Annotated in this window: 24 protein-coding genes and 1 pseudogene; 7 read left to right on the top strand and 18 right to left on the bottom strand. The window is 58.7% G+C overall.

Annotated elements, in window-relative coordinates:
• Nucleotides 1-2: 2 nt before the first annotated feature.
• Nucleotides 3-2,987: a virulence factor SrfB gene (locus ID864_RS03680; protein WP_099754739.1), complete on the top strand. Its 2,985-nt coding sequence runs from the start codon at nt 3-5 to the stop codon at nt 2,985-2,987.
• Nucleotides 2,984-5,374, top strand: coding sequence for a virulence factor SrfC family protein (locus ID864_RS03675; RefSeq protein WP_191149410.1), 2,391 nt, complete (start codon nt 2,984-2,986; stop codon nt 5,372-5,374). Before ID864_RS03680 ends, ID864_RS03675 begins: the two co-directional genes overlap by 4 nt.
• 48 nt (nt 5,375-5,422) lie before the next feature.
• On the opposite strand, the gene ID864_RS03670 is transcribed toward ID864_RS03675, so the two are convergent.
• The 6 genes from ID864_RS03670 to ID864_RS23925 form a co-directional block, all read right to left on the bottom strand.
• Nucleotides 5,423-5,689, bottom strand: coding sequence for a barstar family protein (locus ID864_RS03670; protein ID WP_048916055.1), 267 nt, complete (start codon nt 5,687-5,689; stop codon nt 5,423-5,425).
• A 1-nt stretch (nt 5,690) separates the two neighbouring features.
• Nucleotides 5,691-6,152, bottom strand: a complete 462-nt coding sequence (locus tag ID864_RS03665) for a ribonuclease domain-containing protein (RefSeq protein ID WP_048916054.1) — start codon at nt 6,150-6,152, stop codon at nt 5,691-5,693.
• A 96-nt stretch (nt 6,153-6,248) separates the two neighbouring features.
• Nucleotides 6,249-7,166 (bottom strand): sugar ABC transporter substrate-binding protein, encoded by a 918-nt coding sequence (locus ID864_RS03660; protein ID WP_048916053.1) that lies wholly within the window; start codon nt 7,164-7,166, stop codon nt 6,249-6,251.
• 121 nt (nt 7,167-7,287) lie between these two features.
• Nucleotides 7,288-8,253: an AEC family transporter gene (locus ID864_RS03655; RefSeq protein WP_191149409.1), complete on the bottom strand. Its 966-nt coding sequence runs from the start codon at nt 8,251-8,253 to the stop codon at nt 7,288-7,290.
• A gap of 48 nt (nt 8,254-8,301) precedes the next feature.
• Complete coding sequence (locus ID864_RS03650) at nt 8,302-9,321, bottom strand: AI-2E family transporter (protein WP_048916051.1); 1,020 nt, start codon at nt 9,319-9,321, stop codon at nt 8,302-8,304.
• 87 nt (nt 9,322-9,408) lie between these two features.
• Complete coding sequence (locus ID864_RS23925; protein WP_336224347.1) at nt 9,409-9,618, bottom strand: hypothetical protein; 210 nt, start codon at nt 9,616-9,618, stop codon at nt 9,409-9,411.
• Between the two features lie 457 nt (nt 9,619-10,075).
• On the opposite strand from ID864_RS23925, the pseudogene ID864_RS03640 reads away from it, so the two are divergent.
• Nucleotides 10,076-10,399, top strand: a pseudogene (locus tag ID864_RS03640) (ABC transporter permease); the annotation flags it as partial.
• A 39-nt stretch (nt 10,400-10,438) separates the two neighbouring features.
• On the opposite strand, the gene ID864_RS03635 reads toward ID864_RS03640, so the two are convergent.
• The 4 genes from ID864_RS03635 to ID864_RS03620 all read right to left on the bottom strand — a co-directional run bounded on the left by ID864_RS03635 (nt 10,439) and on the right by ID864_RS03620 (nt 13,499).
• A complete protein-coding gene (locus ID864_RS03635) occupies nt 10,439-10,780 on the bottom strand; it encodes a helix-turn-helix domain-containing protein (RefSeq protein ID WP_048916049.1) in 342 nt (113 codons plus the stop codon).
• A 252-nt stretch (nt 10,781-11,032) separates the two neighbouring features.
• Nucleotides 11,033-11,494: an Rrf2 family transcriptional regulator gene (locus ID864_RS03630; RefSeq protein WP_048916048.1), complete on the bottom strand. Its 462-nt coding sequence runs from the start codon at nt 11,492-11,494 to the stop codon at nt 11,033-11,035.
• A 210-nt stretch (nt 11,495-11,704) separates the two neighbouring features.
• A complete protein-coding gene (locus ID864_RS03625) occupies nt 11,705-12,583 on the bottom strand; it encodes an NAD(P)-dependent oxidoreductase (protein WP_048916047.1) in 879 nt (292 codons plus the stop codon).
• A gap of 61 nt (nt 12,584-12,644) precedes the next feature.
• Nucleotides 12,645-13,499: a helix-turn-helix transcriptional regulator gene (locus ID864_RS03620; RefSeq protein ID WP_048916046.1), complete on the bottom strand. Its 855-nt coding sequence runs from the start codon at nt 13,497-13,499 to the stop codon at nt 12,645-12,647.
• 117 nt (nt 13,500-13,616) lie between these two features.
• Between ID864_RS03620 and ID864_RS03615 the strand changes: the two genes are divergently transcribed.
• Nucleotides 13,617-15,035 carry an MFS transporter gene (locus ID864_RS03615; protein WP_099754737.1) on the top strand — a complete coding sequence of 473 codons (1,419 nt, stop codon included), beginning with the start codon at nt 13,617-13,619 and terminating at the stop codon, nt 15,033-15,035.
• Nucleotides 15,036-15,077: 42 nt separating this feature from the next.
• Here ID864_RS03615 and ID864_RS23850 read toward each other — a convergent pair whose 3' ends face one another.
• The 3 genes from ID864_RS23850 to glsB form a co-directional block, all read right to left on the bottom strand.
• The gene (locus ID864_RS23850; RefSeq protein WP_263575952.1) at nt 15,078-15,200 is read right to left on the bottom strand and encodes a hypothetical protein; all 123 of its coding nucleotides are present in this window, start codon (nt 15,198-15,200) and stop codon (nt 15,078-15,080) included.
• A complete protein-coding gene (locus ID864_RS03610; RefSeq protein ID WP_166643179.1) occupies nt 15,194-15,370 on the bottom strand; it encodes a hypothetical protein in 177 nt (58 codons plus the stop codon). Before ID864_RS03610 ends, ID864_RS23850 begins: the two co-directional genes overlap by 7 nt.
• A gap of 175 nt (nt 15,371-15,545) precedes the next feature.
• Complete coding sequence (gene glsB, locus ID864_RS03605) at nt 15,546-16,472, bottom strand: glutaminase B (RefSeq protein WP_048916044.1); 927 nt, start codon at nt 16,470-16,472, stop codon at nt 15,546-15,548.
• 244 nt (nt 16,473-16,716) lie between these two features.
• Here glsB and ID864_RS03600 point away from each other — a divergent pair, with 244 nt between their 5' ends.
• On the top strand, nt 16,717-17,901 hold the full coding sequence (locus ID864_RS03600) for a sugar transporter (RefSeq protein WP_191149408.1): 1,185 nt from the start codon (nt 16,717-16,719) through the stop codon (nt 17,899-17,901).
• Between the two features lie 115 nt (nt 17,902-18,016).
• On the opposite strand, the gene rhaM is transcribed toward ID864_RS03600, so the two are convergent.
• Genes rhaM through rhaB form a run of 4 tightly spaced genes read right to left on the bottom strand, consistent with a single transcriptional unit; the run spans nt 18,017 to nt 21,899 of the window.
• Complete coding sequence (rhaM, locus tag ID864_RS03595) at nt 18,017-18,331, bottom strand: L-rhamnose mutarotase (RefSeq protein ID WP_048918449.1); 315 nt, start codon at nt 18,329-18,331, stop codon at nt 18,017-18,019.
• Nucleotides 18,321-19,163 carry a rhamnulose-1-phosphate aldolase gene (gene rhaD, locus ID864_RS03590; protein WP_099754572.1) on the bottom strand — a complete coding sequence of 281 codons (843 nt, stop codon included), beginning with the start codon at nt 19,161-19,163 and terminating at the stop codon, nt 18,321-18,323. Before rhaD ends, rhaM begins: the two co-directional genes overlap by 11 nt.
• A gap of 10 nt (nt 19,164-19,173) precedes the next feature.
• Nucleotides 19,174-20,430 (bottom strand): L-rhamnose isomerase, encoded by a 1,257-nt coding sequence (locus ID864_RS03585; protein ID WP_048918451.1) that lies wholly within the window; start codon nt 20,428-20,430, stop codon nt 19,174-19,176.
• Nucleotides 20,427-21,899 (bottom strand): rhamnulokinase, encoded by a 1,473-nt coding sequence (gene rhaB / locus ID864_RS03580; RefSeq protein ID WP_048918452.1) that lies wholly within the window; start codon nt 21,897-21,899, stop codon nt 20,427-20,429. The genes ID864_RS03585 and rhaB overlap by 4 nt, the downstream gene beginning before the upstream one ends.
• 304 nt (nt 21,900-22,203) lie before the next feature.
• Here rhaB and rhaS point away from each other — a divergent pair, with 304 nt between their 5' ends.
• Both rhaS and rhaR read left to right on the top strand, forming a co-directional pair.
• On the top strand, nt 22,204-23,028 hold the full coding sequence (gene rhaS / locus ID864_RS03575) for an HTH-type transcriptional activator RhaS (protein ID WP_099754574.1): 825 nt from the start codon (nt 22,204-22,206) through the stop codon (nt 23,026-23,028).
• A gap of 11 nt (nt 23,029-23,039) precedes the next feature.
• A complete protein-coding gene (gene rhaR / locus ID864_RS03570) occupies nt 23,040-23,903 on the top strand; it encodes an HTH-type transcriptional activator RhaR (protein ID WP_099754575.1) in 864 nt (287 codons plus the stop codon).
• A gap of 42 nt (nt 23,904-23,945) precedes the next feature.
• Here rhaR and rhaT read toward each other — a convergent pair whose 3' ends face one another.
• Nucleotides 23,946-24,980, bottom strand: a complete 1,035-nt coding sequence (gene rhaT, locus ID864_RS03565) for an L-rhamnose/proton symporter RhaT (RefSeq protein WP_191149407.1) — start codon at nt 24,978-24,980, stop codon at nt 23,946-23,948.
• Nucleotides 24,981-25,255: the final 275 nt, after the last annotated feature.

Genomic DNA, 25,255 nt, shown 5'->3' with positions numbered 1-25,255 from the left:
TGATGCTGGCGACGATTGCTGATTTTAAACCCAATATGACGCTGGTCCAGAACAGTGGTATCCAGTTCCTCGACTTTGCGCTGACGCCGGACCTGAACAACGACTGGCCGGGTAAATTTGTCCGCCAGACCGCGAATGGCCCGCTGCTGCGCCTGAACTATCACGCGCCCAGCGCCAAGTACCTGCTGCCGCAGGCGGCGGGCACCCCTGCCGAAGTGGTCAAGCCGGAGTTCAGTTTCCCGCTGGCGCAGTCGCTCAGCCTGCTGTGCGGCCAGTGGCTGCCGCTGCCGTTCTTCCGCTTCAACCCACCGCGTACCTTTATCGGCGGCCCGGATAACTGGGCGCGCGTCCAGGTTGTGGCGCTGGATAAACCGGATGCCAGCGGCCATACCCACCGCATCGTGCTGGCGTTTGACACCAAAGTCTGGGCCGATGGCGAAGATGAGTCGCTGGCGCTGAATGAAAATGATGTGAAGAACGGCGTCAATTTCGCGCTGGCCCACCGCAGCGACGAGCTGGGCGAGTTCCTTGACCACACCTGGATTGACGGCTGGCTGCGCGAAGTATTTAGCGACAGCGCTTCCACCCTTGAACAGCGCCCGCAGGTCAATATTAAAGCCGCCCTGCGCGAGTTTGAGTACCAGGCGCACTATCTCAACATCCTGCATATGCTCGGCGAGCAGCTGTCAGTGCCGGAGCTGAAAATCAGCGCGGCGACGCTGCAGGAGCCGGCTATTGCCGTGGATCTGATCCTCGACGTCGGTAACTCCCACACCTGCGGCATTATGGTGGAAGATCACGTTGACGATCACCAGGGCCTGAAGCACACCTACGAACTACAGATGCGTAATCTCAGCCATCCCCATGCGCTGTATAACGAACTGTTTGAAAGCCGCGTCGAGTTCGCCCAGGCCAGCTTCGGCAAGCAGAATTTCTCGCTGGAAAGCGGCCGCGATGAGGCGTTTACCTGGCCTTCGATCGTCCGCGTCGGGCGCGAAGCCGGCAATCTGGCGCTGCAGCGCCTCGGCACCGAAGGTGCTACCGGGCTCTCCAGCCCGCGCCGCTACCTGTGGGATGAAGAGAGCTACACGCCGGGCTGGCGCTTCAGCCGTACCCCGGGCAATCAGCAGCAGGAACCGCTGGCGACCGCGCTGCCGCTGACCTACCTGATTAATGATGAAGGCCAGCCGCTGTACAGCATACCGCTGGATGAGCGCCTGCCGGTGTTCTCCCCGCACTACAGCCGCAGCTCGGTGATGAGCCTGATGCTGTCCGAGCTGCTGGCGCAGGCGCTGTTGCAGATGAACAGCCCGATGCAGCGCCAGAAAATGCTGCACAGCAGCGCCCCGCGCCAGCTGCGTAATATCATTCTCACCCTGCCTTCCGCCATGCCGAAGCCGGAGCGTGAGATCTTCCGCCGCCGCATGCTGGAGGCCATTGCGCTGGTGTGGAAAGCCATGGGCTGGCACCCGGCGGATGATGATTTCACCCGCGCCGAGGATAAAGCCAAAAGCAGCGTGCCGGTGCCGGAGGTGCAGATGGAGTGGGATGAAGCCACCTGCGGCCAGATGGTTTATCTCTATAACGAAACCCAGGTCAACTTTGGTGGCCGTGCTGAAGCCTTCTTCGCCAGCATGGTACGCCCTGACCGCGCCCGTGCTGCCGATGAACCGGCGGGCAAGACGCTGCGCATCGCCTCCATCGACATTGGCGGCGGCACCACCGACCTGGCAATTACTCAATATCGCCTCGATGACGGCGTAGGTAATAACGTAAAAATTATGCCGCGCCTGCTGTTCCGCGAGGGCTTTAAGCTGGCGGGCGACGATATCCTGCTCGACGTCATTCAGCTGTACGTACTGCCCGCGCTGCAGGCGGCCTTTAAGCAGGCTGGCATGGTCAACCCTGAAGCGGTCATGACGCGCCTGTTCGGTCATGAAGGCCGCCTTGACGGGCACTCAACCCTGCGCCAGCAGGTGACGCTGCAGCTGTTTATTCCGCTGGGCCAGGCGGTGCTGGAAGCCTATGAAACCTTCGACCCGCTTGACCTGACGGCAGAGATTGACGCCCGCTTTGGTGAGCTGCTGGCGCAGGCGCCGACCAGCAAACTGCTGGACTATATTAACCGCGAGATCCAGCGCGAGCTGCCGGGCGATGCGGCTGCCTTCGATATTCTCGATGTGGCGCTGATTGTGCGCCTCAGCAAGCTGCACGCTGAGTTCCTCTCGCCGCGCATGAACATTACCCACAGCCTGCGTTCAATGTCGGAAGTGGTGGCGGTATACGACTGCGATGTGCTGCTGCTGACCGGCCGCCCTTCACGCTTCCCCGGCGTGCAGGCGCTGTTCCGCCACCTGCAACCGCTGCCGGTGAGCCGCATTGTTTCACTGGACGGCTATCACACCAATGACTGGTATCCGTTCAACAAGCAGGGAAAAATCGAGAACCCGAAATCTACCGCTGCGGTCGGCGCGATGCTGTGCCTGCTGTCGCTGGACCTGCGCCTGGCGAACTTCTGGTTCAAGGCCGGGGACTTCCAGCCGTACTCGACCATTCGCTATCTCGGGATGCTCGACGGCACCGGCGCGCTGACGGCGGATAACGTCTGGTACAGCGATATTGACCTCGACCAGCAGAACTTTAATCTGGAAGTGCGTAGCCGATTCCAGGTGCGCGGCGCGTTAACCTTAGGGTTCCGCCAGCTGGACAATGACCGCTGGCCTGCGTCACCGCTGTATACCCTGACGATTGTCGATTCGCAGCTGGCGCGCAGCGTGGCCGGGGATAAAGTGCTGCGCATTAAGCTGGCGGTCAGCCGCCCGTTTGGCGAGTTCGGGCCGGAGCGTTTTGATATTGCCGATGCGACGCTTGATGACGGCAGCCAGGTGCCGCTTGAACATCTGCGTCTGCGCCTCAACACCCTTGCCAGCAGCGGATCGGGCATGGCGCATTACTGGATTGACAGCGGGAGCGTCTACAAGAAATGAAATCGTTAAATAAGATCCTCACCGCCCAGGCGAACAAAAAACGTGATGCTCTGACGCAGGGTATTGAGCAGGCGCTGGAGTGGCTGGAGGATAACCGCCAGCAGGCGCCGCGCCTGAATATGGAAGCAGATCGCCTGGCGGTCAAACTGCTGCGCCAGCACAACAAGGCCAGCGTACTGGCCCGCAACACGCCGATCAACCCGGCAATTGGCCTGTTCGGTCTGGCGCAGGCGGGCAAGTCTTATCTGATTGGCGCCCTGGCCGCCAGCGACAAGGGCCGCCTGGAGTGCGCATTTGGCAATAGCGTGCTGGATTATGCCGGCCAGCTTAACCCGCAGCAGCACACCAGTAATCTGGTATTACGCTTCAGCGGTCAGCAGCAGAGCAGCGACAGCAGCTGGCCGGTGCAGCTCACTCTGCTCAGTGAAAGCGAGCTGGTTGCGGTGCTGGCGCTCCAGTATGCGCAGCGCGTGGGTGACACTGTCACCTTTGATGAATCGCAGCTTGGCGAGAAAATGCAGAACGTGGCGATGTACCGCCAGCCGGAAGCGGTTGACGGCATCAACCGTCATCAGATGGTGGCACTGTGGGATGCCCTGCATTTCAGCCTGGCGCGCAACAGCGCGCTGGAGAGCCATTTCTGGCAGCAGGCGGTGGAGCTGGCTCCGTTCCTCGGCGTGGACGACCGCGCCCGCCTGTTCTCCCTGTTGTGGGGCGAGGATCGCCAGCTGACGGCACTGTATCGCCAGCTGGCGCACGTGCTGCACCACCTCTCCTGCGTGGGCGACGTTCTGGCCCCGCTCAGCGTGCTGGACGAACCCTCTTACAGCCTGCTTAACAGCTCCGGCGTCAGCCAGTTTAATGCCACCGTCGATTTGACGCTGCAGGTGGTACCGCGCCACGGTGGCCGTTCTCTGGCCCCGGTCAGCGTGGCGCTGGCAGAACTGACGCTGCTAAGCCGCGAAGTACTGCTGCCGCTCTACAGCGCGCCGCGCGAGGAGCTGTTTAGCGAAGTCGACCTGCTCGATTACCCTGGTTTTGTCAGCCTGCCGGTGCTGCCGGACGACGATCAGCATGCGCTGGCGCTGAGCTTCCTGCAGGCGCGGCGCCCATTCCTGCTGCAGCGTGCGGCGGTACAGCAGGATGTCACTCATCTGCTGGTGTGCAGCGCGTCGGCACACCGTAATGAAACGCGCCACGTTGGCCGCCTGCTCGACTTCTGGGTGAAGCAAACTCAGGGCGAAACCAGCGTGCAGCGCAGCGGCCGCAAGCCTGGGCTGATCTGGGCGATGACGCCGTTTGATCAACGCATTACCCACGGCCACAACCACGATGCGGCAGTGCAGCGCTACGTGGGCAATCCGGGCGATGCCTGGGGTGCCATGCTGGCGATGGATGAAAAAGGCGTGCAGCGTATGGCCGGGTACCTGGTCAATGAAGTGCGTCGTGACAGCAAGCTGGAGCGCATTGCCGCCTGCCGCGCCGAGATCCAGCGCGAGCTGAGTGAAAACCTGCTCGGGCGCTGGTATCAGGCGGCGGAAGGTGAAGATCCGGCCGAGCGCCTGCGCACCGCCGAAACGCTGCTGAAAGCGCTTCAGACCCGCACCGGCGTGCACGGCGAACTGCTGGAGCGCCTGGTGCCGGTGCGCGATACCCTGCGTCACCTGTTCCTGCAGCGCCAGTATCAGCGCAGTGAACGAACTGCCGCTGACGAGTACAGCATCTCCGAGGACGATCCGTTTGGCATTGGTATGACTATCGATCTGCTGAGCGATGAGCCGCTGACGGCGGTACAGACCAGCTATCACAGCGCGCCGGTGGTGGATCAGGAAGCCGAATTTGCCCAGAACGTCTATCGCCACTGGATCAATCAGCTACGCCTGCTGCCGGATAACGGCCCGCTGCTGGAGCTGCTTGGCGTGACCAAACCGACGCTGGAGATGCTGACCGAAGAGCTGATCACCGCCAGCGTGCGCCAGGAGATTGAAGCGGCGCTGCTGCGCATTTTGGCCGACAGCGATGCGGCGGGCCTGCCCGCTGAGCAGATCGCCGATCGTCAGGTGTCGCGTGCGCTGAGCGTGCTGGGTGATTTCGTCGCCTGGCTGGGGTTCCAGCAGTTGCCGGAAGCGCAGCGCCCGGACAGCCGCATCAATCGCGGGCAGAAGATTTTCGCCAAGCCGGAAGCACAGACGGTTAATCTGGGGCCCGGTCAGCGCCTGACGCGTCTGGCGCTGAAGCCAAATAACCACGCCGCGTTTTATATCTACGACTGGCTGGTGGGGCTGAATGAGATGATAGTGCAGAATGCCGGGTATGCGGCATCGCGCGAAATCAGCGGCGAAGAGCGTGAAAGGCTGGCGAAGATTTTGAGCGTGATCCGCCGCTAATGATTCCGCGTAGGGGTCGACCTTTTTTTTCGGTCGACCCGGAGAAGCTCAATAAACCCGTACGCTAAATGCGCCGCCCGTTTCCTGTTCAGCTTCCTGCATCACCTCAATGATGCCCTGCAGTTCCGCCTGCTGAGGATGCCTGTGCAGATGCCGCAGGGTGATCCTCAACGGCAGCGCCACGCCAGCGGTCAGCACATCCCATAAGGCATCGAGATTACTGCCGAACTCGCTCAACGCAAATCTGGCGGCGAACTGGCGATAAAAGTCGGCGCGATCTTCCACCTGCTGTAAGTCAAAACTCACCAGTTGCATATTAATTTACCTGCTGAAAATGGCGGTAATGGTCGCTCGTCACGTAGATCAGGCCATCGCTCGAGTAGAGCATGCGATCGCTGCCGCGCCGCCCGCACTGATAATTGACGTCGGCTTCGAACCAGCGGCGCCCTGCTTTATCTGGCAGCCCCCCTTCGCGGTTGCTGAAGCGATCGCCGCCGATGGCCCGCCCCGGCAGCACGTTGCACAGGTTACCTTTTGACGGGTCCCAGCCCAGTTTACGCGCCTCACCTTTGCGCAGGTAGTAGTCCGGCAGCCGCTGATGCTGTTGCAGATAGTCCGCCACTCGCTGCTGAGCGGTGAGCGTACTGATATCGTTGGCACCCTGACGCGCAGTCGGAGTGGACTGTGTTGATGAAGTCGGCGGTTTCGCCGGATGATGCAGCCCGGCCGCCGCGGCGGCAATCGCGAAGATCGCGGCAATAAGAAGTTTTTTGTTCATGGGCGCAGTTTAGCAAAGCCAGGATGTGGGGCGTAGAGAAAAGCGTGGCGGGAAAGCCAGTAGCTGCGCTATTCCCACCAGATTTTGCCGTTATGGCTATTTATTCTCGTACTGCTTCATGTTTTCCGGCGTCACCAGTTCGAATGGGATCCAGTGGTAAGAATCCAGCTTTTCGCCTTTGATCATACGCTGGGCGACATCTACCGAGGCTTTGCCCTGGCCAACAGCGTCCTGAAATACGGTGACCTGCATCTTGCCGCTGGCCAGCGCTTTAAGACCATCCGGCGTGGCATCAATGCCGCCAACCAGCACTTTATTCTGTTTAATGCCTGACTGCTGCAGCGCCATCGCAGCGCCAATCGCCATTTCATCGTTGTTGGCGGCGACGATATTAATCTCTTCGCCGTTGCTCAGCCAGCTGAGCATCAGGTCCATGCCCTCGCTACGCGAATAGTTCGCCGTCTGCTTCTGCACAACTTTCATTTTCGGGTACTTTGCGACCACCTGCTCAACATCTTTGGTGCGCTGAAGTGCCCCGGCATCGGTCAGGTTACCGATCATGATGCCGACTTTGCCCTGATAGTTGGCGAGTTTTGCCAGCTGTTCCATCTGCAAAGTACCCGACTGCTTCTCATCGGAGCCGACAAACACCACGCCCGGTGGCAGTTTCGGGTCGCCCGGCGTACGGTTAACATAGACCAGCGGGATTTTAGCCTGGGTAACCAGCCGGGTCATAACGGGAGTTCCGGCGGAATTGACCGGATCAACAATGATCGCATCCACCCCGGCGCTGATAAAACTCTGCACCTGGTCGGTCTGGCGCCCGACATCACCGCGCGCGTCTTCAAACTGCACCTTGATGCCGCGCTCTTTGGCCTCTTTATCAATCGCCTGGCGGATAATGGTAAGGAAGTTCTGGTCGAAATAGGCCATCGACACGCCAATGGTTTCGGCCAGTGAGGAAGCGGAGCAGCTTAACGCGGCCACCAGCAGCAGTTTTTTAAAATGTTTCATTATCATTCTCCAGAGGCAAAGGTGACTGCGGTGGATAAAATGAAACATCACAACCGCATTTGGAGGTTAATGAAATGAACGGTTTGAATGCAATCTGATTTTAACGATTCCGTAACATCCATCACGCTTTGCCGTGATAGGCCAGCTCCATCAACAGCATAAACAGCGGCGTGGTCAGCGCGGAAAACAGCGTGGTGAGCAGCATGCTGGTAGCCGCCGGGCCGGTCAGCGCGTTGAACTGCTGCGACATCAGGTAGACATTGACCCCGACCGACATCGAAGCCAGCAGCACCACCACTTTGCTCTCCAGCGGCGGCAGCCCGATCGCCCATGCCAGCCCCCAGACTACCAGCGGCTGGACAATCAGCTTGATGGTGCTTAGCGCGTAGCTGATGGCCAGCCCTTCTTTGATGCGGTAGCCGGCCAGGCTCATCCCCAGCGCGACCAGCGCCAGCGGCACGGCGATCTGGCCGAGCATGGTGACAGGCTGGTCAACCATTTGCGGCAGCGGCAGCCCGCTCAGGCTAAACCCGGTGCCGGAAAGGATGCCAATAATCAGCGGATTTTTAAGCACGCTTTTCGCGGTATTATCAAAGCCTTTGAGATTCAGCGCGCCGTGTTTAAACCACTCTACCGAAACCGTTGCCAGCGTCCACAGGATCAGGCCGTTGAACACCAGCACCAGCGCAACCGATGGGATAGCCGCATCCCCCAGCATGACGCGGGCAATGGGCAAGCCGAGCAGCACATTATTGGAAAAAATTCCGCCCAGCGCGAATACTGAACCGGCAATACCATCAAGCTTAAACAGGCGTGAAGCAACTACCCTACCCAGTGCGAACACCAGCAGGCAGCCGCCGAAAAAGGCAATCAGCAGGCGTCCATCAACCGGCGGGCCCTTACTGAAGTCGCACATCAGGCGGAACAGCATCGCCGGAAGCGCGACGCGAAACACCAGGCGGTTAATTGCTTCGGTAATGCTTTCCGGCCAGTGACGCCAGCGCACCAGCAGCCAACCCAGTGCAATCAGGACAAACAGCGGCATGGCAATCAGCATCTGGTGCAGCAGCGTGGCTATCAGCGGCATGAAAACTCCGTCTCGCGGCCGGAAGCATCCGGCCGAAATGGTTCAGGATTAAATCAGATGAGCGATACGCAGTTCAGCTTTCAGATAGGCGTAATAAACCGGCGCAGCCACCACGCCAGCCAGCCCAAAAGCGGATTCAAACACCAGCATCGCCAGCAGGATCTCCCAGGTCTTGGCGCTGATGCGGCTGCCAAAGATGCGCGCATTAATGAAGTATTCCAGCTTGTGGATCAGGATCAGGTAAATCAGGGCGATCAGCGCCGCTTCCAGCGAAATCGAGAGACCGATCAGCACAATCACCGTATTGGAAATCAGGTTACCAATAATCGGCAGCAGCCCGGCGATAAAGGTCAGCACTACCACGGTTTTGGCAAACGGGAAATGCAGCCCGAACAGCGGCAGGATGCCAAACAGGAAACCGCAGGTCAGCACGGTATTCACCAGCGAGACTTTGATCTGCGCAAACACCACGTTGTGGAAGGCGGCAGCCAGCGTAGTCAGGCGGTCAAGCATCGCCTGCTTCAGCGGCGCTTCCGGGCGCTGGCCGCTACTGTTACGCAGCGAGATAATCGCCCCCAGCAGCATGCCGATCAGCATGGTGGCAAAGGTATGCGCCGCCGTGCGGCCAAAGGTCTGCACCACCACCAGATGCTCACGCAGCCAGGTGACGACCTGATTTTGCAACTCGTCGATGTCTGAAGGCAGATAGCGCACAATCACCGGGGACAGCGTGCGCTGGGCATCTTCAAGCAGTTTGGTGGCGGTAGCGTGGAAAGCGGCGGGGTTCTGGAAATCGTGCAGCAGGAAGCCAATCAGTTTGGTGATGCCGGTCACCAGCGCGAGGATAACCACCACGCTGAGGAACAGGATGCTGATCCAGCGGGCTATCTGCCCTTTCACCAGCCGCTCAACCAGCGGAGTCAGGGCCAGGATAGTTTCATAGACGATAAACCCGGCGAGAAAACAGGGCAGTAAACGCAGGGGGAAGATGGCGAACAGCGCGATAAAAATCAGGCCATAACTGGCGGCCTGACAGAGCTGCGACCGATTAACATTCCGTATTTCCATGACAAGTCCTGTCTTAAAGGAAAAAAATGAAGCGAATTCAGACAGTATACTATGCCATACCAGGATTTGGCTGAACTAAGCGCGGGTTTAGGACTGATGTTGCAGCAGATCCTGATACCAGCGCGCGGCGACGTCGGGATGGGAGCGAAGTCGCCCTTTCAGATAGTTCAGCCCACTGTCCGCCAGTACGGTGACGATGCGCTTACCGTAATTTTCCGGGCGCTTTGCCACTTCACGCGCCGCAAAAAGCACCGCCCCGGCAGATTCACCAATCAAAATACCGTCGCTTAACGCCACTTCGCGCGCTGCGGAGGTCGCCTGCCAGGCTTCTACGGCGATGGCCTCATTATAGATGCTGCGGTCAAGCGTCAGCGGGACGCGTTCAGGCAGAATGTCGCTGAAGGCATGTACACCGGTGATTTCAGCCGCTTCTTCATTCTCGGCGGTCGGGATCGAGTAAGGCGTTCGATGGTCAGTGCCAGCCCGGCGGCGGTCTCTCTCTGTTGCGCTAATGACATCATCTCTCCTCTTTGCATGTAGATGACATATTCCGCCTTTTGACCTGGCGGTAAAATATCAATACTGGCAAAGGTTTACAGCGTGGCGAATAACGATAATCCGCAATTATTAATGCAGGATTGTTATTTTCAGCGCGGGATAAATATTGCCATAGTGCGGCGATAACTCAGTCAACAGGGATAAGCGATATGACGATTTCACGCCGTAATTTTCTCCCTTCGCCAGCGTCGACCCACGCTGTTACGACGTGGTCCGAACGCTCGGGGCCAGCACACTGTTTCTGGTCTGTCGCGTAGCGGTACCGGCATCGATGCCGCACGTCTTTGTCGAAGTGTTTATGGGGCTGGGAGCCTCGTTTTCTGTGCTGGTGGCGGCGGAAATGATGGGGGTGAAATCCGGGCTGGGCTGGTATTTACAGTGGGCGCAGGGCTGGGCAGCTTACGCCAATATGTACGCCGCGCTGATGGTGATGGCGCTGCTTTTTTCTTCGCTGATTACCCTCCTGTTTGCCGTCCGTGACCGTGCGCTGGCATGGCAGCGTGGCGCGGTGAAATGGTAGAGATAACAGGGCCGACCTTCTTACCATCGGCCCAATCTGTCAGGCATGTGCAGCAATCTGCACCTGGCGGCGCCATGCACCCGGCGACTGGCCGAACTGGCGCTTGAAGCTGCGGTTAAAGGACTGCTGGGAGTCAAAACCAAAACTGATCGCCACATCCAGAATCGGCTCACCGCCCCGTGCGAGGCGTTCAGCGGATTTTTTCAGACGGCGTTCACGGATATATTCACCAAGGGCATAGCCAGTATGCTGTTTGAACATGCGCTGCAGGTGCCATTTCGAGTAGCCGGCGCGCGTGGCCACGGTGTCTAAATCCATCTTCCCTTCAATGTGAGTGTCGATCCACTTAACCAGATCGCTAATAAAATCATCATGGCTCATCGGTGTTCCCCTGATTCTGTTTTTTGACGCGGTTTTTTTTATCGACCTTTGCGTTTCCTTGACCTGTCTCACTGCCAGGTGTAAAAGGTAACTTTGACGAATGCACTTAATAAAGTTAAGACAGGAACGGCTATAATGCAAGTTTTATTGTTGCATTAAATTTAGGAATAAGTGCGATCTGGCAGAACTCAGGGGCGACCAGCAAACGGGTCACCCCAACGGGATTCGGGAAGGATGAGTCAGGGAGTTAAATCAGGAGGCGCAGCGCTGCGGTTCTGGTTCGCTCACTTCGCTGCGTTGCAGAATGTCATGCAGAGCATCGGCTACGGTGCGTTTAGCCAGCACGTCCAGCGAGGCCTGTTCAGCCTCTTTCGCCAGCTGTTTAAAGTACCAGCAGGCATTGGCGCTCACCACACAGCATGGCTCCACTTCCGGGCGCCCCGCCATCAGCGGCTTATCTTCAATCACCGAAGTGTAGATATCACACAGGGTGATCTCTTCTGCCGGGCGGCCCAGGCGCGTGGTGCCACAGCGCCCCAGCGTAGAGACAATAATACCGTCGCGGGTCAGCGGCACCATCATTTTGCGCACAAAACTCGGGTTGGCCTTAAGACCATCAGCCAGAATTTTGCTGGTGCAGCGAAGCCCTTCGCGATCCGCCTTAGCAATGCATAACACCATCTGCAGGGCGGTAGGAAAACGAATATCAAGCATGATGTGATCCTTGCTTTTTGCTGTTCATCTGCGGATGAATAACGGTAATAAAAGCATTAAAAATCAGTCAAATATAAAAACATTATTTCGATAATATAACAAACATTGTTGCATTTTTGAAGCCACCCACTAAGCGATATGGGCTATTGGCGATATCATGATGATTTACGGGGCTTTATTAACAGGCACCCGCAAGTGCCTTAAGTCTGCTCAGGCTTTCTTAGCGCCGTCCTGCAAATAGCGATACACCACCGACAGGTCTTTATCCCCGTAACCGGCATCCACCGCGCCCTGCCACTGGGTGGCAATCGCCTTGAGGCCCGGCAGCGGCTGGTTTCCAGCAGCATCAAGCGCCAGGCGAGCATCCTTTAATGCCCACGTCAGCTGCATTTGCGCCGGGTACTCCCCTTCTGCAATCATCGCCAGCTTGCCCTTAACGTAGGGCGCAGCCAGCGGGCCGCCATCCAGCACCTGCCAGAAATCGTCCGGCGAGAAACCTAACTGCTCGGCCAGACGCGTACTTTCTGCCAGCCCCTGCACCATAGACACCAGCCAGGCGTTAGCCACCAGCTTCATTCTGGAACCGGCTCCTGCTTCACCCAGCCATTTCGCCCCTTTCGAAATTGCAGCAAACACCGGTTCAACTGCGGCAGCACGCCCACGATCGCCGCTGGCGAGCACCAGAATCTGTCCCTGCTCAGCTGGAGCTTTAGTCCCGGAAACCGGGGCATCGACCGGGACCACATCCGGACGCTGCGCCTGGATGTTTTGCAGCAGCTGTTCCGTTGCCTCAATGCCGATAGTGCCCATCTGACACAGCACCGCACCATTTTTCAGCGCCGGCAGGATAAGTTCGCAGGCCGCCAGCGTAGTGGCGCCGTCGGCCAGCATCACCAGCACCACGTCCGCATTGGCCACCGCTTCCTGCGGGCTGTCGCACAGTGTTAGCCCGGCGGACTCGAGATCTTCTCCGCGCGAGCGCGTGCGGTTCCAGGCACTGACGCTGAAAGAATTTTTTAACAGGTTGGCAGCGAAGGCATGGCCCATGGCACCCAGACCGAGTACCGCAACCGTTGGCAGTTGATTCATAGCGTGATCCCTTGTTTTTTAACGATTCAGATAGATTCAGGCACGCCTGAGCCCGACAAGTTCAATCGGTAATGCGCTTTAGGGCCGCAGCGCTCTGTTCATCATCAGGGATATACACCAGCAGGCGATCCCCGTTGCGCGGTGCGGACCACCAGTTATTCTGGCGCAGGGTGATGATGCCGACTTCAGGGTGATAGAAGCGTTTAACGTGGTTGTCGATGGCGCGGATCTCGTAACGCTGCCACATGGCGCGAAACTCATCTGACTCCGACAATAACCGTTCCAGCAGCTCCTGCCAGCGCGGATCGTCAAGATGCTCTCCCATCTGGGTGCGAAACAGCGCCACCATATGCGGCATCAGCTGTTCCTGATCGGCCACCGCCTGCCGCCACTGCGGATGGGTGAATGCCAGCAGAATACAGTTGCGATCCTCCGGGGGAATAGTCTCCAGGTCGACATTCATCAGGCGGCACCACGCCGGGTTGTATCCGAGAATGTCGAAGCGCGGCGTCTGGATAATAGCCGGCAGCGGGTTAAGGCTGTCGAGCAGGATCTGCCCGTGCGCCGACACTTTGGCACAGGCTTTGGCCGCTGCCATCACCGGGGTGGGATGGCCCGCAAGCCGAAACAGGTGCTGCGTTTCCGCTTCGTTACACTGTAACGCTGTCGCAATCGAAGCCAGCGTTTTTGGCGACGCTTTAATCTCGCGCCCCTGCTCCAGCCAGGTGTACCAGGTCACGCCAACATCCGCCAGCTGAGCCACCTCTTCCCGCCGCAAACCCGGCGTGCGCCGCGAGCGGTGATGCGGCAGGCCCAGTCGCGACGGATCAATGCTCTCACGGCGGCTGCGTAAAAATGTCGCCAGCAGCTGGCGGTTTTTTTCGCTGATGCTCAGCGGCAGCGGCGTCTCGCTCATCGGGGGTGACTCCAGTCAGGCAGGTAGTGCGGGTACCAGTATAATCAAGAACTGGTACCCGTTTCGGATTTCACTGATGCTATGCCCGGTTACGGTTAAACACAAGGGTTACACACCATGAAAAGCGGTTATGATTGCACCACTCTCGGCCGCAGCGGTCTGACAGTGCTGTTAGCAGGTCAGCTGTTGCCGATGATTGATTTTTCTATCGTGAATGTGGCTTTGGATGCCATGTCCGCCACCTTACATGCAACCCCGATCCAGCTGGAGCTGATTGTCGCCATTTACGGTATCGCCTTCGCCGTCAGCCTGGCGATGGGCAGCCGCCTGGGGGATAACTTCGGCCGCCGCCGCATTTTCAGCATCGGCGTGCTGCTGTTTGGCATCGCCTCCCTGCTGTGCGGTATCACCCCCGGTGTCTGGACGCTGCTGCTGGCGCGTGCCTTACAGGGCGTTGGCGCGGCGCTGGTGGTGCCACAGATCCTCGCCACGCTGCATGTCTCGCTGCACGGTCGTGAACATTCGCGGGCGCTGGGCCTGTACGGTGGTATCGGTGGAATGGCGTTTATTATCGGCCAGGTACTGGGCGGTTTCCTGATTAATGCTAATCCCGGCGGCTACGGCTGGCGCAGCGTGTTCCTGATTAATATCCCGCTCTGCCTGCTAGTCCTGCTGCTGGCGCCGCGCACCATTCCGGAAACGAAAAAGCAGCAGCGCGTCCCCATCGACTGGGCAGGAACCTTTTATCTCGCCGGAGCCATTGGCTGCCTGCTGGTTGCACTGGCGTTAGGGCCGCTGTTCCACTGGTCGTGGCCGTGCATCGCCCTGCTCGCCGCCTTTCCACTGCTGCTTAAGCGCCTGTGGCAGGTGGAAAAACGCATCGAGCAACAGGGCGGTGCCCCTCTGTTACCGCCCTCGCTGATGCAGCTGCACGGCGTGCGCTTCGGTCTGTCGATCGCCGTGCTGTTCTTCTCCTGCTGGAGTGGCTTTATGTTTGTCGTGGCGCTGACGCTGCAGTCGGGCCTCGGCATGAGCGCCTTCCAGTCGGGCAATGCTTTTATTGCGCTGGGCGTGGCCTACTTTATCGGCTCGCTGCTGTCCGCCCGCGTGGTGGAACGCATAGGTAAACTGCCGACGCTGCTGACCGGCTGCGCGATCCAGATGGCCGGGCTGATCGGGCTGATGATCACCTTCAACAGCAGCTGGCAGCAGATGGGCATATTGAGCCTGGCGCCGGCTACGGCGCTGATTGGCTTGGGGCAGTCGTTTATCGTCAGCTGCTTTTTCCGTATTGGTCTGGCGGAAGTGCCGAAAGACCACGCTGGCTCAGGCAGTGCGATGCTCTCCACGGTACAGCAGGCGGCATTCGGCCTGGGTCCGATGGTACTGGGAACGGTGTTCAGCCAGGTGCTGCAACCTCACGGCAACTATCAGCATGCGGTACTGGCTGCGCTGGTTGCCGAGTGGCTGATTATGCTGGCTCTGGTGGTGCGGGCGCTGATGTCCCGGCGCAGGATGGCGGTTCAGGCGGGGTAATTTGCCCGCGCTAAAGGGTCAGGCGCGCCTGACCCATCATCTTTACAACAGTTTCCGAATATCCTGGCGAAGATGCACCGTCACCGACGGCTGGCTAAGCACGCAAAACACCGTCACTAACAGCATCACCAGCGTGGCGATCAACAGCAGGCGAACGTTTAGCATAGGATGACCTGGGCCTCGACGCGCTGAGTGGGTGTAAAGCGCAGGCGGTTGCCGCTCATGGTCCAGACTTCAATAAGTTGTGGAGATGTGCGGATCATTGCCAGTTTGACCAACCCGCCAAACTGACGCAGCTGATGGTTAAGGGTTAACTGTTTTGCCTGAATAGTCATGATTTACCCTCGGTGGGTTAGGTATCAATGCGTGAAATGTAAATTTAATTTTCTACGCGAAATATTACCAGGCAGTCCACTGACGGGGATTGACGTGGATCAATAATTAGTTGCGGTGATTGATTGATGGGGCGTTCTGGCAGGCCAGTAAACTGACCTGCCGTGTGACTGAAAGTCAGAAAATTGAGCGACCGATGCGCTCGGAGAGTAATTCCAGCATCGCCGTACCGGCCAGCGAGTTGCCCTGGCTGTCCAGCTCTGGCGACCAGACGGCGATGCTCATTTCGCCCGGCACTATCGCGATAATCCCACCGCCGACGCCCGATTTCCCCGGCATTCCGACGCGCCAGGCAAACTCCCCCGCTCCGTCATACATCCCGCTGGTCACCATCAGCGCATTTATCTGGCGGGTCTGTTTCGGCGTGAGCAGCGCTTCCCCCTGCCCCAATCCGCGCCCGTGATTGGCCAGATAGAGGAAGCAGCGCGCCAGCTCAACGCAGCTCAGGGTCATGGAGCAGTAGTGGAAATAGGTTTGCAGCACGGTGGGTACGTCGTTGGCAAAATTATTAAACGACTTCATCAGCCAGGCGATGGCCGCGTTGCGCGCCGAATGCTCATATTCAGAGCGTGCCACATGGCGGTCATAGCTGATTTCCGCTTCCTGCGTCAGGCTGCGCACCACTTCCAGCATGCGCTGACGCGGGGCGGTCAGGCGCGTTTCCAGCATATCGCACACCACCAACGCCCCGGCATTGATAAACGGGTTGCGCGGTTTGCCCTGCTCCAGCTCCAGCTGCAGCAGCGAATTAAACGGCTGGCCGGAGGGTTCTTTGCCCACGCGCTGCCAGATTTCGCTGTCCTGATAGCGCGTCAGGGCCAGCGTCAGCGACAGAACTTTAGAGATCGACTGGATGGAGAAACGCTCCTGCGCGTCACCGGCCTGATAAACCGTGCCGTCCAGCATGCAGACGGCAATGCCAAGCCGGTCGGCGGGCACCTCTGCCAGTGCCGGAATATAGCTGGCGACCTTGCCCTGGCCAATTAACGGCCGCACCTGCTGCACAATGTCTGCCAGTAACTCATTATTCAGAACGCTTTCCACTGCCCTTCCCCTGCTGTCGCCATTACGGGCTGAATTATCGCGCGATTTTGCCGCCTGACGGCACGCAGGTCAAATATCCGCATGCGAAAAAAAATTGCTTCTGGATCACATTGTTCGAAAAATCTGCTTTACAATTATTTTGAATTTTCTATTTCATCTGACGACTAAATAAAAGACAATATCCCGACTTGTTCTGTGGCCCGGCGTAACGGGTAATCTTTCCTCAACCACAGCGTTAATCTCAATGCAATCAACTACTGTTTCCCGCAAGACCGCATGGCTGCGCGTGGTGATGCTCGCCATTGCTGCGTTTATTTTTAACACTACTGAATTTGTGCCGGTGGGGCTGCTGTCGGACATTGGCGCCAGTTTTTATATGCAAACGGCGCAGGTCGGGCTGATGCTGACCATCTACGCCTGGGTAGTCGCCCTGATGTCGCTGCCAATGATGCTGCTGACGCGTAATGTCGAGCGCCGCCTGCTGTTGATTGTGATTTTTGTGCTATTTGTTGCCAGCCACGGGCTCTCTGCCATTGCCTGGGATTTCAATACGCTGGTGATCTCACGTATCGGCATCGCCTTCTCGCACGCCATTTTCTGGTCGATCACCGCGTCGCTGGCGATCCGCGTGGCGCCGCCGGGCAAGAAAACTCAGGCGCTGAGCATGCTGGCAACCGGCACCGCGCTGGCGATGGTGCTCGGCCTGCCCATTGGCCGCATGATTGGTCAGCTGCTGGGCTGGCGCATTACCTTTGCGGTGATTGGTGCGGTAGCGCTGGTCACCATGCTGCTACTGATGAAGCTGCTGCCTAAGCTGCCAAGTGAACATACCGGGTCGCTGAAAAGCGTGCCGATGCTGTTCCGCCGCCCGGCGCTGGTTTCGCTGTATATCCTGATTGCGGTCACGGTGACGGCGCACTACACCGCTTACAGCTATATCGAACCGTTTATTCAGGGCGTCGCCGCGCTGAGCGCCGGGTTTACCACCTTCCTGCTGCTGATTTTTGGCGCGGCGGGCATTGTCGGCAGCGTGCTGTTCAGCATGTTTGGCAATAAATATCCGGCGACTTTCCTGCTGGGTGCCATCGCGTTAATTACGCTGTGCATGCTGTCACTCTACCTTGCGGCGACGCATATGCTGGCGATCTCCACCCTGTGTATTATCTGGGGCATGGCGATGATGATTATCGGGCTGGCGGTGCAGGTACGCGTGCTGGCGCTGGCACCGGATGCCACCGACGTGGCGATGTCGCTGCTGTCAGGGATTTACAATATCGGTATCGGCGGCGGTGCGCTGCTGGGTAACCAGGTGAGTCTGCATCTGAATATGGCCAGCGTAGGCTATGTGGGTGGCGCGATTGGCCTGGTATCACTGCTGTGGTGTGCGTGGAGTATGAAGCGTTATCCGCAGCTGCGGTTGAATGGGTAAAGCCGGGAAAAGCCGGGCGAGGCATGCCTCGCCCCTACGCAACTCGTCAATATATTGTGTGTGCAGGCACGGCCTGCTAATAAATCGTAGGGGTCAGGCATGCCTGACCCTTTTTTTACGCCAGATAAAACACGGATAGCAACTCTGCACTGACGGGGCTGTGGTCGGCATTGGACGGCATCAGTTCACTCATCGACTGCCACCAGCGCTGGCACACCTCTGTTTGTGCCACCGCGTTCCAGCGCTCCTCCGACTCTATCTCCACCGTGGCAAACAGCAGGTTGCGCGGTGCATCCAGAAAAATACTGTAGTGATGCGCCCCGTGCGCCTTCAACGTCTGCGCCAGCTCTGGCCAGATGGGGTTATGCCGCTGCTGATACTCCCGGTGCTTATCCGGGTGTACCTGCATGACAAAGGCTTTACGCAACATGGTTATGCTTCGCTTCCAGCGCTGCGCGCCAGGGTTTCACACCAAAGCGTTCGCCCAGTGCCACCAGTTCTTCAGTGGTAATACTCTGCTTCATCCCGCCCATTGACAGCACTTTAACCACCACTTCGGATGACTTCTCGGCGGTATCGATCAGGCCAAAGGTCTCATCAAGGGTTGGCCCCGCGCCGAAAATGCCGTGGAAAGGCCACATCACCAGCGTATGTGACTCCATCTTTTTGGCGGTAGCCGTGCCGATACCGTCGGTGCCCGGCACCATCCACGGCACAATGCCGACGCCGTCCGGGAACACCACCAGACATTCGGTACTGCCTTCCCACAGCAGGCGGGTAAAGCTGGCGGAGTCGAGATCGACGACGTAGCTCAGCGCCATAAAGTGAGTAGCGTGACAGTGCATTATCACGCGGTCGGCGCCGTGAGTGACGGTTTTGCGCACGCTGTGCGACTGGAAGTGGGAAGCCAGCTCAGAGGTCGGCACGCCACCGTTGCTCAGGCCCCAGTGAATGGTAAAGGCCCGACCGTCGGCGCTGACGCGCAGCAGCACCAGGCAGTCTGCCGGGTCGAGCTGCACATTGCGGAAAAACTTGCCGGAGCCGGTGACGAGGAACCAGTCATTCGCCAGCTGAGGCGCGGGCTGGCTCAGTTCCAGGGTACGTGGCTCGCGGTAAAAATCAGCGGCAAAGGGCTGCACTTCTTCATCCAGCAGGCGCAGCGACACGTTGCCGCCGTTGCGTTCATCCCAGCCCTTCAGCCACATATCGGTGGTGGCTTTCACCATGCCCTGGACAAACCAGGAGTTGAGAATCTGTTGCATCTGTTTACCCTTAACGTTGGCTGAGAATCTGTTGTTCGTAATGGCGCACATCGCCTAACCAGCTGGCCCCGGCGGGCACATCGTGACGCAGGCACCACGCTTCCCATACCGCCTGCCACGGCAGGGATTTCTGCTCCTCCAGCAGCGCCAGTCGTGCCGTGTAGTCCCCGCTGTTTTCCAGCTTTTTCAGCGTTTCTACCGGCTCCAGTAGCGCACGCAGCAGCGCTTTTTTCGCATTACGCGTGCCGATGACCCAGGCGGCAATACGGTTGATGGAAGCATCAAAGAAGTCGAGGCCGATATGCACCTTATCGAACAGCTGCTGACGCACGATTTCGCTGGCGATTGCCTGAGTTTCATCATCCAGCAGTACCACATGGTCGCTGTCCCAGCGCACCGGGCGGCTGACGTGCAGCAGCAGGCGCGGCACGTACAGCATGGCGGTAGAAATTTTGTCGGAGATCACTTCGGTCGGATGGAAGTGCCCGGCGTCGAGCGTCAGCGCGGTCTGGCGGCTGGCGGCATAGCCGAGGCAGAATTCGTTGGAACCGACGGTGTAGCTCTCCGCCCCGATGCCGAACAGCTTGCTTTCCACAGCGTCAATATGGTGCGCCGGGTCGAGCTTCTCGCTGATGATGGCATCCAGCGAATTCATCAGGCGCTGGCGCGGTGCCAGGCGGTCCACGGTGAGATCTTTCATGCCGTCCGGCACCCAGATGTTCATCACCGACGGCGTGCCCAGCTGCGCACCGAAATAGGCCGAGACTTTGCGGCTGGCCTGGCAGTGTTCGATCCAGAACTGGCGGATCTCCGCGTTACCGTGGGCCAGGGTAAACCCCTCGGCGCTCAGCTCGTGCGAGAAGCAGCTCGGGTTAAAATCCAGCCCTAAACCGCGCTGCTTCGCCCAGTCGACCCAGCCGGCAAAGTGCTGCGGCTTAATTTCATTGCGTGCCACCGGCTGCTCACTTTCCAGATAAATAGCATGCAGGTTGAGGCGTTTCGGGCCAGGGATCAGCGCCATCGCCCGATCGAGGTCCGAACGCAGCTCTTCGACATTGCGCGCACGTCCCGGATAGTTACCGGTTGCCTGGATACCGCCGGTCAACGCGCCCTGCGGGTTTTCGAAGCCGCGCACGTCATCCCCCTGCCAGCAGTGCATGGAAACCGGCAGCTGATCCAGCTGCTTCAGTGCGGCTTCCACATCGACGCCGATATCGGCAAAACGCTGTTTTGCCAAGGCATATGCCTGTTCGATAGCCTGAGTCATATACAAAGCTCCTTCGCTGTTTGGGTCAGTGACTGAAAGCGCGCCAGACTGCGGCGAAACGCGTCACTGCCGTGAGAGTCAAAACGGATAAGTGGGAAGTGCTGGGCGATCTGCTGGCGGAACTGGGTCACATCTTTTACCGCGCCAGCGGCGATCAGCTGGCAGCCGATATTGCCGAGCGTGGAGGCTTCCACCGGTCCGGCATACACCGGAATACCGCAGGCATCGGCGCACAGCTGGTTTAAAAACTGGTTCTGGCAGCCGCCGCCAACAATATGCAGCTGGCTGAAGGGCTTACCGCGCAGCTGCTCCAGCTCCTGCAGCACCTGGCGGTAGTAGAGCGCCAGGCTGTCAAAGATGCAGCGCGCCAGCTCGGCCGGGCTGCTGGGCACCGGGGCATTCTGTTCAGCGCAGGCGTCCTGAATTTCGCGCACCATGCTGGCGGGATTAATAAAGCGCTCGTCGTTGGGATTGATCAGCCACGCCGCCGCCCTCTGCTGCTGCGCGTCGGCAATCAGCTGACAGAGATCCTGAATCGCCAGCTCATCGCACACGCGCTGCAGCAGCCATAAGCCCATGATGTTTTTCAGCACGCGAAAACGCCCCTCGGCCCCACCTTCATTGGTGATGTTGGCCTGCTGCGCCGCACTGCTGGTAAACGGCTGGCGGCTCTCAAAGCCCATCAGCGACCAGGTGCCGGAACTGAGGTAGGCGGCGTTATCGCCGTGAAGTGGCGTGGCCAGCACTGCGCTGGCGGTATCGTGGGTGGCGACGGCCACCACCGCAATCGACTGCCCCGAAGGCGCTGTCCAGCAGCCGACCTGCTTACCCGGCTGCGACGGAGCGCCAAACCAGGCAGGATCTGCACCGCTCCAGCGCAGCAGTTCGCTATCCCACTCACCGCTGGCAATATTGAGCAGCTGGGTAGTGGTGGCGTTGGTGTACTCCCAGTTCAGCCCCCCGGTCAGCCGATAGTGCAGATAGTCCGGGATCAGCAGCGCATGGGCCACCTGGTCCAGTTCGGGCTGATTGTCGCGGCACAGAGCGCGCAGCTGATAGAGGGTGTTAAAGGGTAAAAACTGGATGCCGGTTCGCTGATAAATTCCCTCGCGCCCCAGCTCACGGCAGGCGGCAGCCATCACGCCGTCGGTGCGATGGTCACGATAGGCCACCGGCAACCCGACGCGCTCGCCCTGCGCATTCAGCAGCACGTAGTCCACGCCCCAGGTGTCGATACCGATGCTCTGCGGCACGATGCCGCGCCGATCGATCTTCTCTAAGGCGGCAATAATAAAGGCTTCCAGCGCGTCGAGATCCCAGCACTGACGATGGTTAATCGTCACCAGTTGATTCACGCAGCGGCTGACTTCTTCCAGCGTTATCGCCCCGGTGTGCGGATGATGGCTGGCCAGCATCACGCGGCCGCTGGAGGCACCGAGATCGACGGCGACATAATGACGTTGGCTCATGAAATAGCTTCCTGATGATTCAATGTCACCAGTGTAAAAGAGCCGGATTCCGCTACCTTCTCGCCACTGCCAGCGAAATTAGCGCGCTGGCAGCAAGGCAAAGATGAACGTGAAGCAGCTCACAGTTCGGTAGCTTGCGGGTTTATTTACGCGATGTGACCCTGCCCGCAAATCTCACCGTTATTCGCCCGTTTCTTAAAAAAATCACCGGGGTAGTGATATTCCGCTGTCGAAAATTCAAGGTGGCACAGCGCGGCGCTGGGTAGACTCTGTTACCAATATGTAAATGAAGAGTGGGGTTATCATGACCGTGTTACACAGCGTTGATTTCTTCTCAGGCGGGCATTGCCCGGTAGCAATCGAACCGCGTGCGCCGCAGGGCGCCTTCCCCGAGCATTATCATGACGATTTTCATGAGATCGTGATTGTTGAACAGGGTTCCGGTATCCACGTATTTAACGGCCAGTCGCAGCCGCTGTGCAGTGGCTGTGTCTGCTTCGTCCGCGATCACGACCGCCATATGTATGAGCAGACCGATAATCTCTGCCTGACCAACGTGCTGTACCGCGGGCCGGAGTCATTCCGTTTTCTCTCCGGCTTACAGCATCTGCTGCCGCAGGAGCAGGATGGCCACTATCCGTCGCACTGGCGCATCGGTAATAAAGTGCTGGCGCAGGCGCGGCAGCTTATCGGCCAGCTGGAGCAGCGCCCCGCCAACGATTCTCTGGCAAGCCAGGCGGAGCAGGAGATGCACTTTATGCAGCTGCTGGTGCTGCTGCGCCAGGGGTGCAGCGCGGCGCAGAGTGACGATCAGGACAGCCGCCTGCGCGCCCTGCTCGACTGGCTGGCCGACCACTATAGCGAAGATGTGGACTGGGAAGGTTTAGCCGACCGCTTCTCCTTATCGCTGCGCACTCTGCACCGCCAGCTGAAACAGCAAACCGGCAGCACGCCGCAGCGCTATCTCAACCGCCTGCGCCTGCTGGAGGCGCGTCATCTGCTGCGCCACAGCGAAATGCGCGTGACGGATATCGCTTTTCAGTGCGGATTTGGTGACAGCAATCACTTTTCTACCCTGTTCAAGCGGGAATTTGGCTGCTCGCCGCGTACACTGCGACAAAATAACTGATGAGGTGAACCGTGACCGCTCCCCTGCGCCTGGCAAAAGCTGACTATTTTCCGTCTGAACAGATGCCCGTGGCGGTGGCCGAGCGCAGCTCGCAACCCTCCTTCCCGCCGCACGTGCACGAGTTCAATGAGATCGTGCTGGTGTGGCGCGGCAACGGCCTGCACGTGATGAATGACCGGCCGTGGCTGGTGACCTGCGGTGATATCTTTTACGTCAGCGCCGACGACTGTCACAGCTATGAGTCGGTACACGATCTGGCGCTCGACAACATTATCTACTGCCCGGAACGTTTTCAGCTGGCGCTGGACTGGCAACAGCTGCTGCCCTCGCAGGATGCGGGATCGTGGCGCTTAACCACGCGCGGCATGGCGCTGGCGCGTGGGGTGATCCAGCAGCTGGAGCAGGAGAGCCGCAAAAGCGACCTGCTGTCACGCCAGCTAACCGAAGCGCTGTTCCTGCAGCTGGCGCTGATCCTGCAACGCCACCGCTACGCCTCGGATCGCGCTTATCAGCAGCCTGAAGGGGAGCAGCTCGACCTGCTGATGGCCGCTATTCAGGGGCAGATTGCCACCTCCTTCGATCTGGCGCTGTTCTGCCATCAACACCAGCTGTCTGAACGGGCGCTGAAGCAGCTGTTTCGCCAGCAGACCGGTATGACCATTAGCCACTACGTGCGCCAGCTCCAGCTGTGCCGTGCCAAGTATCTGCTGCGTACCAGCGAGTGCCTGATCGGTGAAGTGGCCGCCCGCTGCGGTTTTGATGACAGCAACTATTTTTCCGTGGTGTTTACCCGCGATACCGGGCTGACGCCCAGCGCGTGGCGCCAGCGCTTTATTCCTCGCGGCCCGATTGCTGCCCCGACGGTGAAAGCATAAAGGGCTGACCACGGGTCAGCCCTTTTACCCTGCGCAGAGGTGCTACGACACCATCCCCATCCCCACGATATTTGCCGCGAGGATAATCACAAAGCAACCGACGCTGAGTACGCGCACCGGCGTGCGCCCTACGTTATTCCACTCTTTCAATATCAGGCCGACCAGGCCGCCGCACAGCACGTAGAAGCTCATGTGCAGCATCCAGCTGATAAAGTCGTACTGTGCCGGAATGCGCGCATGGCCCCAGGCATAGAAGAAGAACTGCAGATACCACATGGTGCCGCCCAGCAGCGAGAGACCAATATTGGCAATCAGCATCGGTTTGACCACCGAGAAGTCCGCTTTTACCGACAGGTTCGACTTTGTCGCCAGGCGGAAGAAGCAGAAGCCAAGGTTAACCAGCGCCCCGCCCCCCATTATCACCACATAGCTGGGCAGCGCCACGTATAGCGGGTCGATGCCCAGCGCAGCGGCGGCTTCATGCATCGGTTTGGCGGCGTCCATCGCAAACGACATGCCGGCGGAGAAGATGCCGCACATCACCGCCAGCACCAGCCCTTTCTTCAGGTTGAACTCTTCGGCGGTAATGCCCATTGCGCGCTCTTTTAACAGACCCGCACGTGAAACGATAGCCACGCCAATCAAGGCTACCAGCACGCCCAGCAGCGTCATCCGGCCACCGGCGGAGCTGAACAGCTCAACAAAACGCCCCTGGATCAGCGGCGTCATCAGCGTACCGACCACCAGCGTAATGCCGATTGCGATGCCGATACCCATCGACATCCCGAGGTAGCGCATTGTCAGGCCATAGTTAATGTTGCCCACGCCCCACATCGCGCCGAACAGGAACACCTGCAGCAGCTGGGAGAGCGAAAATGAACTGTAGTAAGCCCAGAAATGCGGCAGCAGCACCGCGCTTACCGCCCACGGCAGCACAATCCACGACATTATGCCGCCGACCGACCACATGGTTTCCCATGACCAGTTACGCACTTTTTTAAACGGAGCATAGAAGCAGGCGGCGCTGGCGGCACCGACCAGATGCCAGAGAATGCCTGAGAGGATGGCTTCACTCATTGTTATTTACCTTGGTTGTTGTTTGCCCTGTGTGGTTTGAGTCTACGGACAAGCCATCCGGTTCAACCTTACGCTGGCTGCCGGGCCTGGCAGCAATCTGGCAAAATTCAGCGCCTTTGCCTTTGTAGGATCACAAATCATACATCTCGACGATCCCACAGGGTGAAAAGACTGGTCTTTACTAAACCACTCATATTCTTCACTAAATCGCGAAAATGCCAGCGCCAGCAGAGGCTTCTTGCGATTTTTGCCAGCCTGCTCTCATGGGTGGCAAT

This window comes from Erwinia aphidicola (genome assembly GCF_014773485.1).
Taxonomy (GTDB): domain Bacteria; phylum Pseudomonadota; class Gammaproteobacteria; order Enterobacterales; family Enterobacteriaceae; genus Erwinia; species Erwinia aphidicola.
The sequence above is the reverse complement of the archived record's forward strand: the minus strand, read 5'-3'. Positions and strand labels throughout refer to the sequence as shown.

Excerpts from the sequence above, each read along its gene's own strand:
- rhaM (WP_048918449.1), bottom strand. The coding sequence starts at position 18,331 with ATGTTGCGTAAAGCCTTTGTCATGCAGGTACACCCGGATAAGCACCGG.
- rhaS (WP_099754574.1), top strand. The coding sequence starts at position 22,204 with ATGACCGTGTTACACAGCGTTGATTTCTTCTCAGGCGGGCATTGCCCG.
- ID864_RS03655 (WP_191149409.1), bottom strand. The coding sequence starts at position 8,253 with ATGCCGCTGATAGCCACGCTGCTGCACCAGATGCTGATTGCCATGCCG.
- ID864_RS03650 (WP_048916051.1), bottom strand. The coding sequence starts at position 9,321 with ATGGAAATACGGAATGTTAATCGGTCGCAGCTCTGTCAGGCCGCCAGT.
- ID864_RS03670 (WP_048916055.1), bottom strand. The coding sequence starts at position 5,689 with ATGCAACTGGTGAGTTTTGACTTACAGCAGGTGGAAGATCGCGCCGAC.
- ID864_RS03585 (WP_048918451.1), bottom strand. The coding sequence starts at position 20,430 with ATGACTCAGGCTATCGAACAGGCATATGCCTTGGCAAAACAGCGTTTT.
- ID864_RS03635 (WP_048916049.1), bottom strand. The coding sequence starts at position 10,780 with ATGAGCCATGATGATTTTATTAGCGATCTGGTTAAGTGGATCGACACT.
- rhaT (WP_191149407.1), bottom strand. The coding sequence starts at position 24,980 with ATGAGTGAAGCCATCCTCTCAGGCATTCTCTGGCATCTGGTCGGTGCC.
- ID864_RS03630 (WP_048916048.1), bottom strand. The coding sequence starts at position 11,494 with ATGCTTGATATTCGTTTTCCTACCGCCCTGCAGATGGTGTTATGCATT.
- ID864_RS03600 (WP_191149408.1), top strand. The coding sequence starts at position 16,717 with ATGCAATCAACTACTGTTTCCCGCAAGACCGCATGGCTGCGCGTGGTG.
- ID864_RS03615 (WP_099754737.1), top strand. The coding sequence starts at position 13,617 with ATGAAAAGCGGTTATGATTGCACCACTCTCGGCCGCAGCGGTCTGACA.
- ID864_RS03660 (WP_048916053.1), bottom strand. The coding sequence starts at position 7,166 with ATGAAACATTTTAAAAAACTGCTGCTGGTGGCCGCGTTAAGCTGCTCC.
- ID864_RS03610 (WP_166643179.1), bottom strand. The coding sequence starts at position 15,370 with ATGACTATTCAGGCAAAACAGTTAACCCTTAACCATCAGCTGCGTCAG.
- rhaD (WP_099754572.1), bottom strand. The coding sequence starts at position 19,163 with ATGCAACAGATTCTCAACTCCTGGTTTGTCCAGGGCATGGTGAAAGCC.
- ID864_RS03675 (WP_191149410.1), top strand. The coding sequence starts at position 2,984 with ATGAAATCGTTAAATAAGATCCTCACCGCCCAGGCGAACAAAAAACGT.
- ID864_RS03665 (WP_048916054.1), bottom strand. The coding sequence starts at position 6,152 with ATGAACAAAAAACTTCTTATTGCCGCGATCTTCGCGATTGCCGCCGCG.
- ID864_RS03620 (WP_048916046.1), bottom strand. The coding sequence starts at position 13,499 with ATGAGCGAGACGCCGCTGCCGCTGAGCATCAGCGAAAAAAACCGCCAG.
- rhaB (WP_048918452.1), bottom strand. The coding sequence starts at position 21,899 with ATGAGCCAACGTCATTATGTCGCCGTCGATCTCGGTGCCTCCAGCGGC.
- ID864_RS03680 (WP_099754739.1), top strand. The coding sequence starts at position 3 with ATGCTGGCGACGATTGCTGATTTTAAACCCAATATGACGCTGGTCCAG.
- ID864_RS03625 (WP_048916047.1), bottom strand. The coding sequence starts at position 12,583 with ATGAATCAACTGCCAACGGTTGCGGTACTCGGTCTGGGTGCCATGGGC.
- ID864_RS23850 (WP_263575952.1), bottom strand. The coding sequence starts at position 15,200 with ATGCTAAACGTTCGCCTGCTGTTGATCGCCACGCTGGTGATGCTGTTA.